At 65.2% G+C, this 10,522-nt stretch carries 10 protein-coding genes; 5 read left to right on the top strand and 5 right to left on the bottom strand.

Going from position 1 to position 10,522, the window contains the following annotated elements; translation table 11 throughout:
• Positions 1 to 451: 451 nt before the first annotated feature.
• The 5 genes from ppx to QMX82_RS24610 form a co-directional block, all read right to left on the bottom strand.
• On the bottom strand, positions 452 to 1,951 hold the full coding sequence (gene ppx, locus QMX82_RS24630; protein ID WP_208693148.1) for an exopolyphosphatase: 1,500 nt from the start codon (positions 1,949 to 1,951) through the stop codon (positions 452 to 454).
• Between the two features lie 112 nt (positions 1,952 to 2,063).
• The gene (locus tag QMX82_RS24625; RefSeq protein ID WP_282288469.1) at positions 2,064 to 2,795 is read right to left on the bottom strand and encodes an amino acid ABC transporter ATP-binding protein; all 732 of its coding nucleotides are present in this window, start codon (positions 2,793 to 2,795) and stop codon (positions 2,064 to 2,066) included.
• On the bottom strand, positions 2,782 to 3,432 hold the full coding sequence (locus tag QMX82_RS24620) for an amino acid ABC transporter permease (RefSeq protein WP_178083884.1): 651 nt from the start codon (positions 3,430 to 3,432) through the stop codon (positions 2,782 to 2,784). Before QMX82_RS24620 ends, QMX82_RS24625 begins: the two co-directional genes overlap by 14 nt.
• On the bottom strand, positions 3,429 to 4,094 hold the full coding sequence (locus QMX82_RS24615; protein ID WP_133860466.1) for an amino acid ABC transporter permease: 666 nt from the start codon (positions 4,092 to 4,094) through the stop codon (positions 3,429 to 3,431). The genes QMX82_RS24620 and QMX82_RS24615 overlap by 4 nt, the downstream gene beginning before the upstream one ends.
• 13 nt (positions 4,095 to 4,107) lie before the next feature.
• Positions 4,108 to 4,890, bottom strand: coding sequence for a transporter substrate-binding domain-containing protein (locus QMX82_RS24610; RefSeq protein ID WP_282288464.1), 783 nt, complete (start codon positions 4,888 to 4,890; stop codon positions 4,108 to 4,110).
• Positions 4,891 to 5,157: 267 nt separating this feature from the next.
• Between QMX82_RS24610 and QMX82_RS24605 the strand changes: the two genes are divergently transcribed.
• The 5 genes from QMX82_RS24605 (at position 5,158) to QMX82_RS24585 (ending at position 10,461) form a co-directional block, all read left to right on the top strand.
• Positions 5,158 to 5,853: a FadR/GntR family transcriptional regulator gene (locus QMX82_RS24605; protein WP_158890204.1), complete on the top strand. Its 696-nt coding sequence runs from the start codon at positions 5,158 to 5,160 to the stop codon at positions 5,851 to 5,853.
• Positions 5,854 to 6,080: 227 nt separating this feature from the next.
• A complete protein-coding gene (gene trxA, locus QMX82_RS24600) occupies positions 6,081 to 6,407 on the top strand; it encodes a thioredoxin TrxA (RefSeq protein WP_017639417.1) in 327 nt (108 codons plus the stop codon).
• A gap of 226 nt (positions 6,408 to 6,633) precedes the next feature.
• A complete protein-coding gene (gene rho, locus QMX82_RS24595; protein WP_133860469.1) occupies positions 6,634 to 7,896 on the top strand; it encodes a transcription termination factor Rho in 1,263 nt (420 codons plus the stop codon).
• Between the two features lie 118 nt (positions 7,897 to 8,014).
• Positions 8,015 to 9,481: a 4-hydroxy-3-polyprenylbenzoate decarboxylase gene (ubiD, locus tag QMX82_RS24590; RefSeq protein ID WP_158890200.1), complete on the top strand. Its 1,467-nt coding sequence runs from the start codon at positions 8,015 to 8,017 to the stop codon at positions 9,479 to 9,481.
• Between the two features lie 11 nt (positions 9,482 to 9,492).
• Positions 9,493 to 10,461, top strand: a complete 969-nt coding sequence (locus tag QMX82_RS24585; protein ID WP_282288459.1) for a CDP-6-deoxy-delta-3,4-glucoseen reductase — start codon at positions 9,493 to 9,495, stop codon at positions 10,459 to 10,461.
• Positions 10,462 to 10,522 lie beyond the last annotated feature (61 nt).

The raw sequence follows: 10,522 nt of genomic DNA, 5'->3' as shown, positions 1-10,522 counted from the left end.
CAACCAACACTTTCAGGCTAGCGAATCGCCCCGTTCAGGAGGGCGAACGCCAGTGTCGTGGAGTGGGTCGAGCCGCATGGATGCGGCGAGAGGTCCAGTGGGCCATGGATGGCCCATCTGGACCGACCCCGGAACGGCGCTGGCGTGAGCGAAACGTAGCGTAGCGGAGTAACAGCCGCAGGCTGGCCCGAAGGGCGAGCAACGCGAGTCACCCGCAGCGCAGCGGAGGGCCGGATGTCCGGGGCAAGCGGTTTTGGTTACTTTTGTCCGGGACGCGTAGTCCGGGGCGCGCAGCCGCGACTGGCAAAAGTGACTCGCCCGGGTGGGCGAAACAAGAGTCATCAGCAAAGCACGATAATCAGCTAGGGCACCCATAAACCTAAAGTGCACTGCTGAAGCCCCGCAACAGTTGGGCTTCGCTCCCGCTCAGCCCAACCTACGAAAAATCCCCTCAGCGCACGCTCAACCTGTACCCCACCCGCTCCAGCCACTGCGCCTCCTGCTCGAAGTCGGCCTGGGTCAGGGGGTTCTCCGCCAGCCAGCCATCGGGGAATTGCACGTCCAGACTGCGCTCGCCGGCGCTGAGCTGGACGTCCGGAATGCTCTTGTGGCGGATGTGGTGGAACAGGATGGCATAGCGCAACAGCAGGGTCAGGCGCAGCAGCGGCTCGCCTTCCGGGCCCAGCTCCTGCAGGCGCTCCACGGGAATGTTGCGGCGATGACCGCGCACCAGCAGGGCCAGGGCCTGCTGGTCGCGGCGGGAGAAGCCGGGCAGGTCCGAGTGCTCGATCAGGTAGGCGCCGTGCTTGTGGTACTGGTAGTGGGCGATGTCCAGGCCGACGCCGTGCAGGCGCGCCGCCCAGCGCAGCAGTTCGGCATGATTCTCGTCGGTCAGGGCCCAGGCCTCGGCGACCTGTGCCAGGGACTTCAGGGCGCGCTTTTCCACCCGCTCGGCATGGCGCTGATCGACGTGGTAGCGCTCGGCCAGGGCGTTGAGGGTGCGCTCGCGGACGTCCTCGTGGCGGTGCCGGCCGATCATGTCGTAGAGCACCCCTTCGCGCAGGGCGCCTTCGGAAAGGTGCATCTCCTGCAGCTCCAGGGCCTTGAACAGGGCTTCGAGGATGGCCAGGCCGCCTGGCAGGATGGCGCGTCGATCCGGCTTCACGCCGTCGATGTTGAGCAGGTTGATATCGCCCTGCTTGAGCAGCTTGCGCTTGAGCCACTCGATGCCATCCGGGGTGATCTCGCCATTGCCGCGGCCGGCGGCCTGGATCGCCAGGGCCACCGCGCGGATGGTGCCGGAAGCGCCAAGGGCCTGGTGCCAGCCCATCTCGCGCAGGCCCTGGTCGATGTTCATCAACTCCAGGCGGGCAGCGGTGTAGGCGCGCGCGTACTGGGCGGCGGTGATCTTGCCGTCGGCGAAGAATCGCTTGGTGAAGCTGACGCAACCCATCTGCAGGCTCTCGCGCTGCAGGGTCTCGAAGCGCTGGCCGATGATGAATTCGGTGCTGCCCCCGCCGATGTCGGTCACCAGGCGGCGTCCGGGTACATCGGGCATGGAATGGGACACGCCCAGATAGATGAGGCGGGCCTCTTCGCGACCGGAGATGACCTCGACCGCATGGCCGAGCACGGCCTCGGCGCGCTGGATGAATTCGCCGCGGTTGCGCGCTTCGCGCAGGGCGTTGGTGCCCACCACCCGCACGGCGCCGCGCGGCATGCCGGCGATCAGCTGGGCGAAGCGGCGCAGGCAGTCCAGCCCGCGCTGGATGGCCTCTTCGCTGAGCAGACGCGACTCGTCCAGGCCGGCGGCCAGCTGGATCTTTTCGCCCAGTCGCTCAAGGATGCGGATCTCCCCGTGGGAATGGCGCGCCCGGACGATGTGAAAGCTGTTCGAGCCCAGGTCGATGGCGGCGATCAGTTCGTGGGGTTCGGCTGGCGAAGGCTGCATCTGGAGGCTCTCGGCGATAAACCGCGCCATCGTGCCAGCTAGCCGGTGACGGCTTCAAGCGCACAGCGGTTACGGTTGCGCAAAGTGGCAGAAAAAATAGGGTTTTTCCGCCTCAGGAAGCCACCTGGCCGATGAACTGGGCCAGTTCCGGTGTCTGCGGGCGGGCAAACAGCTCCTGGGGAGGACCGCTTTCGTGGACCTTGCCCTGGTGCATAAACACCAGCTTGTCACCGACCTCGCGGGCGAATCTCATCTCGTGGGTGACCATGATCAGCGTCATGCCCTCACGGGCCAGCTGCTTGACCACCGCCAGCACCTCGTTGACCAGCTCAGGATCCAGCGCCGAGGTGATTTCGTCGCACAGCAGCACCTTGGGCGACATGGCCAGGGCGCGGGCGATGGCTACCCGCTGCTGCTGACCGCCGGAGAGGCGGTCCGGATAGCTGTCGAATTTCTCCGCCAGCCCGACCCGGTCGAGCATCTGCCGGGCCAGGGCGCGGGCCTCGTCCTTGCTGGTCTTCTTGACCACCTGGGGCGCCAGCATCACGTTCTCGCCCACGGTCAGGTGCGGAAAGAGGTTGAACTGCTGGAAGACCATGCCGACCTTCTGCCGCAGCGAGCGAAGATTGACCCGGGCGGCGTCCAGGTATTCGCCGTCCACCTCGATGACGCCGTCGTTGATGGATTCCAGGCCGTTCAGGGTGCGCAGCAGGGTGCTCTTGCCCGAGCCGCTCTTGCCAATGATGGCTACTACCTGGCCTTCCTCGACGGTCAGGTCGATGCCCTTGAGCACATGGTGGTTGCCATAGTGTTTGTGCAGGGCGGTCACTCTAAGCAGCGGCATGCAGTCTCCTTTCCAGCCAGCGTGCGGCCAGCGACAGCGGATAACAGAGGATGAAATAGCCCAGGGCCGCGAGGCCGTAGACGGTGAAGGGCTGGAAGGTGGCATTGGCGAGCATGCCGCCGATCTTGGTCAGCTCGGTGAAGCCGATGATGGAGGTCACCGCGGTACCCTTGACCACCTGCACCGAGAAGCCCACGGTGGGCGCCACGGCGATGCGCAGGGCCTGCGGCAGGATCACGTGGCGCAACTGCTCGAAGCGGCTCATCGCCAGGCTTTCCGAGGCTTCCCACTGACCGTGGGGAATGGCTTCGACGCAGCCCCGCCAGATCTCGGCGAGATAGGCGCTGGTGAACAGGGTCAGAGCCAGGCCGGCGGCCAGCCAGGCGGGGACTTCCAGACCCAGCAGCGACAGGCCGAAGAAGGTCAGGAACAGTTGCATCAGCAGCGGGGTGCCCTGGAACAGCTCGATGTAGCCGCGCGCCAGCAGGCGTAGCGGCCGGAGCGTCGAGTTGCGTGCCAGCAGGACCAGTGCGCTGGCCAGGCCGCCGAACAGGAAGGCCGCCAGCGACAGCACCAGGGTCAGGCCGAGGCCGCTGGCCAGGCTGCGCAGGATGTCGGCGAGAGTGAAGTCCATCAACGCCTCCTGACGATGAAGAAGACGCCCAGCCAGTGCAGCGCCTGACGCACGCCGATGGCCATGAGCAGATAGATGAGGGTGGTCAGCAGATAGGTTTCGAAGGCGCGGAAGTTGCGCGATTGGATGAAGTTGGCGGCAAAGGTCAGCTCCTCGGTGGAAATCTGCGAGCACACCGCCGAGCCCAGCATCACGATCACCAGCTGGCTCGACAGCGCCGGCCAGACCTTGGCCAGGGCCGGACGCAGGATCACGTAGCGCAGGGTTTCGAAGCGGGTCATGGCCAGGGCCGCCGCCGCTTCCAGCTGGCCACGCGGTATCGCCTGGATGCCGGCGCGGATGATCTCGGTGGAATAGGCGCCGAGGTTGATGACCATGGCCAGCACCGCCGCCTGGCCGGCTTCGATCCGCACCCCGATGGAGGGCAGGCCGAAGAAGATGAAGAACAGCTGGATCAGGAAGGGCGTATTGCGGATCAGCTCGACGTAGACCCCGAAGGCCTGGGCGAAGGGTTTCAGGCGCCAGGCGCGGCAGGTGGCGCCGACGATGCCGATGAGGATGCCGAAGAAGCCACCGATCACCGTCAGCTCAAGGGTGTAGAGCGCCCCCTTGAGCAGCAGGTCGCTCTGCGCGAGCACGGGCTGGAAGTCGAACTGATACGCCATGGCGCGTCGATCCTCAGAGAGCGGCTGGCAGGGGATCGCCCAGCCATTTTTCGGAGTTCTTGCTCAGGGTGCCGTCGGCGCGGGCCGCATCGATAATGGCATCGACCTTGTCCTTGAGCGCCGGCTCGTTCTTGTTGACGCCCACGTACACCGGCGAGTCCTTGAGCTTGACCTTGAGCACCGGTTCCTTGGCCGGGTTGCGGGCGCCGATCACCTTCATCACCACGCTGCCGCTGGCGATCAGCTCGGACTGCCCGGCCAGGTAGGCGGCGATGGTGGAGTTGTTGTCCTCGAAGCGCTTGATCACGCTGTCCTTCGGCGCCACGTCGGTGAGTGCCAGGTCTTCGATGGAGCCGCGGGTGACCGAGATCACCTTGCCGGCCAGCTGCTCGGGTGTGCTGATGGCGGCATCCTTGGGACCGAAGACGCCGAGATAGAAGGGCGCATAGGGCTTGCTGAAGTCGATGACCTTTTCCCGGTCGGGATTCTTGCCCAGGCTGGAGATGACCAGGTCGACCTTGCCGGTGGTCAGGAAGGGAATGCGGTTGGTGCTGTTGACCGGGGTGACTTCCAGCTTCACGTTCAGCTTGTCCGCCATCAGTTGCGCGGTGTCGATATCCAGGCCGCGCGGTTTGAGATCCGGGCCGATCGAGCCGAAGGGCGGGAAGTCCTGCGGCACGGCGACCTTGAGCACGCCGCACTGCTGGATATCGGCCAGTTGGTCGGCCTGGGCGGAGGTGTGCAGGGCGGTCAGGCCCAGGGCGAGCAGGGAGAGGGCGGTCCAGCGCTTGAGCATGACGAGACTCCGGAAGCAGGTTGGGATGGCTCTGCCCAGTGCATTTCATGTGCCAGCCACCTGCCGGAGGGGCGCAAGGGCCGCCAGGCTTGAGGATTGGTCTTACTGGTCTGAACAGTTGCTCGCCACGGCCGCCTGCCCTGGCGCCTGTCGTGAGCCGCTTTGGTGCGCGGCTATAGCGGCGTGCTCTGCCTTGGGGCTGCACTTGAAGTCGTTGGGAATTGGGCATAAAAGGCAAGCTTCCGGACTGACTGGCCTGACCACGCCATGCCCCTCGCTGCCACCCGCGCCGTACCCCAATATGCCGTCGACGCCATTCGTCGGCTGATCGAGACCGAAGGCTATGCCCCTGGCGCGGCCCTGCCCGCGCAGCGTGAGCTGGCCGAACGGCTGGGTGTCAGTCGCGCCTCCCTGCGCGAGGCGCTGTCCACCCTGAGCGCCCTGGGCCTGGTCAGCGTCCAGCCCGGGCGCGGCGTCTATGTGCAGGCGGCGACGGGTACGCTGGACGGACACTGGCCCTTCGCCGACGAGGTGACGGCCGCCCATGTCTTCCAGCTGAGATTCGCCCTGGAAGGCTTCGCCGCCGGGCTGGCCGCCGTCACCCTGGGGCCCGCCGACCTGGATCGCCTGGAGGTCAATCTGGCCGCCCTGCACCGGGCGCTGCGGGCCAACGAGCTGGAAGAGGCGGCCGTACTGGACTTCGACTTCCATCGCCAGCTGCTGCTGGCCGCGGACAACCCGGCCATGCTGGCGGTGATCACCAGCAGCCCCGAACGCTTCCACGAGAGCCAGAAGCTGCCCTTCGTGCGCCCCGAGCGCGCCCTGGAAACCTGGCAGGAACACCGGCGCATCCTCAGGGCCCTGAGCCGCCGCTCGCCCGCGGCGGCGCAAAAGGCCATGCGCGAACATATCCGCAATGCGGCCCTGCGCAGTGGAACCCCCTTCACGGTTCCTGCTGTCTAAGCAGCGATCCACGATCGGTGGAACGGTGATCGCCCAAGGTTGCAAAGGCTGCGGAAATGCAGCTCAACTCCGCTTTCTCAGGCCTTGTCGCCCGTTTGCCGGATCGTGAACCACCTCTGCCATCAATGCCGGTCATAGCCACCATCAATGTTCGAATGCTTTCGAAGTGACGGCGGCAGGGCTATCATGGCTGTACTTCAAGTCGCACCCGAATTCGGAGAGAGTCAATGAGCGAATACATCACCAACGTCAGCGACGCCAGCTTCGAGCAGGACGTGCTGAAGTCCGACAGCCCCGTGCTGGTCGACTACTGGGCCGAATGGTGCGGTCCGTGCAAGATGATTGCCCCGGTTCTGGACGAGATCGCCAAGGACTACCAAGGCAAGCTCAAGGTCTGCAAGCTGAACATCGACGAAAACCAGGACACCCCGCCGAAGTACGGTGTGCGTGGCATCCCGACCCTGATGCTGTTCAAGAACGGCGCGGTCGAGGCCACCAAGGTCGGTGCCCTGTCCAAGTCGCAACTGGCCGCCTTCCTCGACGCCAACGTCTGAGGCAGCCAGTCGAAAGCCCCGCCATGCGGGGCTTTTTTATGCCCGGACGGCTGGACGAGTACCCATGCAGGTGCTAGATTCCAGCCACGACCCCATCAGCGGGCCGTCTTCTCATCTGCTGTAGCCGTCAGTTCTCCTCTTCAGAACGCATCCCGCGAAGCTAATCTCGCATCCGGCCGCTCAGCTCGATTCCCTCCTTCGCCTCTTCTCACGTCAACATACGTCTATGAATCTGACCGAACTCAAGCAAAAGCCCATCACGGAACTGTTGGAAATGGCGGATGCCGCGGGCTTGGAAAACATGGCCCGGTCCCGCAAGCAGGACATCATCTTTGCGCTGCTCAAGAAGCACGCCAAGGGTGGCGACGAGATTTCCGGGGATGGCGTGCTGGAGATCCTGCAGGACGGCTTCGGCTTCCTGCGTAGCGCCGACTCCTCCTACCTGGCCGGTCCCGACGACATCTATGTCTCTCCCAGCCAGATCCGCCGCTTCAACCTGCGTACCGGCGACACCATCATCGGCAAGATTCGTCCGCCGAAAGAGGGCGAGCGCTATTTCGCGCTGCTCAAGGTCGACACCATCAACTTCGACCGTCCGGAAAACGCCAAGAACAAGGTGCTGTTCGAGAACCTCACGCCCCTGTTCCCCACCAAGCGCCTGACCATGGAAGCCGGCAACGGCTCTACCGAAGACCTCACCGGTCGGGTCATCGACCTCTGCGCCCCCATCGGCAAGGGTCAGCGCGGGCTGATCGTCGCGCCGCCCAAGGCCGGCAAGACCATCATGCTGCAGAACATCGCGGCCAACATCACCCGCAACAATCCCGAGTGCTACCTCATCGTGCTGCTCATCGACGAGCGTCCCGAGGAAGTGACCGAGATGCAGCGCACCGTGCGCGGTGAAGTGGTGGCCTCCACCTTCGACGAGCCGCCGACCCGCCACGTGCAGGTCGCCGACATGGTGATCGAGAAGGCCAAGCGCCTGGTCGAGCACAAGAAGGATGTGGTCATCCTGCTGGATTCCATCACCCGTCTGGCCCGGGCCTTCAACACCGTGATCCCCAGCTCCGGCAAGGTGCTCACCGGTGGTGTCGACGCCCATGCCCTGGAGAAGCCCAAGCGCTTCTTCGGCGCCGCGCGTAACATCGAGGAAGGCGGCAGCCTGACCATCATCGCTACCGCGCTGGTGGAAACCGGCTCGAAGATGGACGAGGTGATCTACGAGGAATTCAAGGGCACCGGCAACATGGAGCTGCCCCTGGAGCGTCGGATCGCCGAGAAGCGCGTCTTCCCGGCCATCAACATCAACAAGTCCGGCACCCGCCGCGAAGAGTTGCTCACCGACGAGGAAGAGCTGTCGCGCATGTGGATCCTGCGCAAGATCCTGCATCCGATGGACGAGATCGCCGGCATCGAATTCCTCCTCGACAAGTTGCGTCAGACCAAGACCAATAGCGAGTTCTTCGATTCGATGAGGCGCAGCAAGTAAGGCGCAGTCGCATGCAAAGGCCGGGAAATCCCGGCCTTTGGCGTTTCTGGGCCAGTGCTTTCTCGATGCGCGACTCAGGCGGTAGACTGCCAGACTTTCCCCAGCGCCAAGAGGCCGCATGCAATACCGAGATCTGCGTGACTTCATCCGCAGCCTGGAGCAGCGTGGTGAACTGAAGCGCGTGACCGCCCCGGTCTCGCCGATCCTCGAGATGACCGAAATCTGCGACCGGACCCTGCGCAAGCAGGGCCCGGCGCTGCTGTTCGAGAATCCCGTGGGCTTCTCCATGCCCGTGCTGGGCAACCTGTTCGGTACGCCGCAGCGTGTGGCGCTGGGCATGGGCGCCGAGGACGTCGGCGCCTTGCGCGAGATCGGCAAGCTGCTGGCCTTTCTCAAGGAGCCCGAGCCGCCCAAGGGCCTCAAGGACGCCTGGTCGAAGCTGCCGATCTACAAGAAGGTCATCAGCATGGCGCCCAAGGTGCTCAAGGATGCGCCCTGCCAGGAGGTGATCGAGGAGGGCGAGGCGGTCGATCTGGGCAAGTTGCCGATCCAGCACTGCTGGCCGGGCGACGTGGCGCCGCTGATCACCTGGGGCCTGACGGTCACCCGCGGACCCAACAAGGAACGCCAGAACCTCGGCATCTATCGCCAGCAGGTCATCGGTCGCAACAAGCTGATCATGCGCTGGCTGAGTCACCGGGGCGGTGCCCTGGATTTCCGCGAGTGGTGCCAGAAGCATCCTGGCCAGCCCTATCCGGTGGCCGTGGCCCTGGGCGCCGATCCGGCCACCATCCTCGGCGCGGTCACCCCGGTACCCGACACCCTGTCCGAATACGCCTTCGCCGGCCTGCTGCGCGGCAGTCGCAGCGAACTGATCAAGTGCGTGGGCAACGACCTGCAGGTGCCGGCCAGTGCCGAGATCGTGCTCGAAGGGGTCATCCATCCGGGCGAGACCGCGCCGGAAGGGCCCTATGGCGATCACACCGGCTACTACAACGAGGTCGATACCTTCCCGGTCTTTACCGTGGAGCGCATCACCCGGCGCCGCGATCCCATCTATCACAGCACCTACACCGGGCGTCCGCCGGACGAGCCGGCCATCCTCGGCGTGGCGCTCAACGAAGTCTTCGTGCCCATCCTGCAAAAGCAGTTCCCGGAGATCGTCGACTTCTACCTGCCGCCGGAAGGCTGCTCCTACCGCATGGCGGTGGTGACCATCAAGAAACAGTATCCCGGCCACGCCAAGCGGGTGATGCTGGGCGTCTGGTCGTTCCTGCGACAGTTCATGTACACCAAGTTCGTGATCGTCACCGACGACGACATCAACGCCCGCGATTGGAACGACGTCATCTGGGCCGTGACCACGCGCATGGATCCCAAGCGCGACACCGTGATGATCGACAACACCCCCATCGACTACCTGGACTTCGCCTCGCCGATCTCCGGCCTGGGCTCGAAGATGGGCCTGGATGCCACCCACAAGTGGCCGGGTGAAACCACCCGCGAGTGGGGGCGGGCGATCGTCAAGGACGAAACGGTGGTCAAACGGGTGGACGAGATGTGGTCCAGTCTCGGGATCGACTAACGGAGACGACGATGAAGGTCACCCTGCAGCCCTCGGGTGCGGTACTGGAAACCCAGCCCGGTGAAGCCATTCTGGACGCCGCGCAGCGCCTCGGCTACAGCGGGCCGCACAGCTGCCGCAATGGCAATTGCCAGCTCTGCGCCGCGCTGCTGGTGGAGGGCCAGGTTACCCAGCACGGCCAGGCCGTCGATCATGGCGAGATCTATGTCTGCGTGGCCGTACCCCTGAGCGACTGTCTGCTGCAGTGGGACGGCGTCCTCGCGCCCGGCGAATTGCCGGTGCGTCAACTGGCCTGTCAGGTGGTGGCCCTGGACGACGTGGGTGGCGATGTCCGGCGGGTGCGCCTGCGTGCTCCCGCCGGGCGGCCGCCGCGCTATCACGCCGGTCAGTACCTGCTGATCCAGCGCGACGACGGCAAGCAGTCGGCCTTTTCCCTGGCCTCGGCGCCCCATCAGGGGCGTGAGCTGGAATTGCACGTGCTGGCGCGTGAGGCCAGCAGCCAGGCGCTGCTGGCGCAGCTGGAAAGCAAGGGCATGGCCCAGGTCGAGCTGCCCTATGGCGACGCCCACCTGGCCGAACTGCCCGAAGGTCCCCTGGTACTGATCGCCGCCGGGACCGGCATGGCCCAGATGCACAGCCTGATCGAAGACGCCCGCACCCGCGGCTTCGCCCATCCGGTGCATCTCTACTGGGGCGTGCGCACGCCGGACGACTTCTATGCCATCGAGGCCTGGGACGCCTGGGCGGAGCTGCCCAATCTCACCCTGAACCGGGTGGTGAGCGATGCCTGTGGCTGGGCAGGGCGCTGTGGTCTGCTGCACGAGGTGGTACGTGCGGATTTCGCCGACCTGAGCGGCCTGCACGTCTATGCCAGCGGCTCGCCGGCGATGGTCTATGCCACCCTGGACGCCCTGGTGGAAGCCGGCATGGACGCACACCAGATGCGCGCTGACGTCTTCGCCTACGCGCCGCGGGGGTGAGCCTATCGCGGCCATGGGCCGCTCCTACGGGTAAGCTCTACCTGTAGGAGCGGCCCATGGC

Origin of the sequence: Pseudomonas sp. PS02302, assembly GCF_029959585.1 — a bacterium.
GTDB lineage: Bacteria > Pseudomonadota > Gammaproteobacteria > Pseudomonadales > Pseudomonadaceae > Chryseomonas > Chryseomonas aestiva.
Note: the sequence above shows the minus strand (reverse complement) of the source record. Positions and strands in the feature narration are given on the sequence as shown.

What these genes read in the sequence shown, in the direction of transcription:
- ppx (WP_208693148.1), bottom strand. Translation starts at nt 1,951, where the DNA reads ATGCAGCCTTCGCCAGCCGAACCCCACGAACTGATCGCCGCCATCGAC.
- QMX82_RS24625 (WP_282288469.1), bottom strand. Translation starts at nt 2,795, where the DNA reads ATGCCGCTGCTTAGAGTGACCGCCCTGCACAAACACTATGGCAACCAC.
- QMX82_RS24615 (WP_133860466.1), bottom strand. Translation starts at nt 4,094, where the DNA reads ATGGCGTATCAGTTCGACTTCCAGCCCGTGCTCGCGCAGAGCGACCTG.
- QMX82_RS24610 (WP_282288464.1), bottom strand. Translation starts at nt 4,890, where the DNA reads ATGCTCAAGCGCTGGACCGCCCTCTCCCTGCTCGCCCTGGGCCTGACC.
- QMX82_RS24605 (WP_158890204.1), top strand. Translation starts at nt 5,158, where the DNA reads ATGCCCCTCGCTGCCACCCGCGCCGTACCCCAATATGCCGTCGACGCC.
- trxA (WP_017639417.1), top strand. Translation starts at nt 6,081, where the DNA reads ATGAGCGAATACATCACCAACGTCAGCGACGCCAGCTTCGAGCAGGAC.
- rho (WP_133860469.1), top strand. Translation starts at nt 6,634, where the DNA reads ATGAATCTGACCGAACTCAAGCAAAAGCCCATCACGGAACTGTTGGAA.
- ubiD (WP_158890200.1), top strand. Translation starts at nt 8,015, where the DNA reads ATGCAATACCGAGATCTGCGTGACTTCATCCGCAGCCTGGAGCAGCGT.
- QMX82_RS24585 (WP_282288459.1), top strand. Translation starts at nt 9,493, where the DNA reads ATGAAGGTCACCCTGCAGCCCTCGGGTGCGGTACTGGAAACCCAGCCC.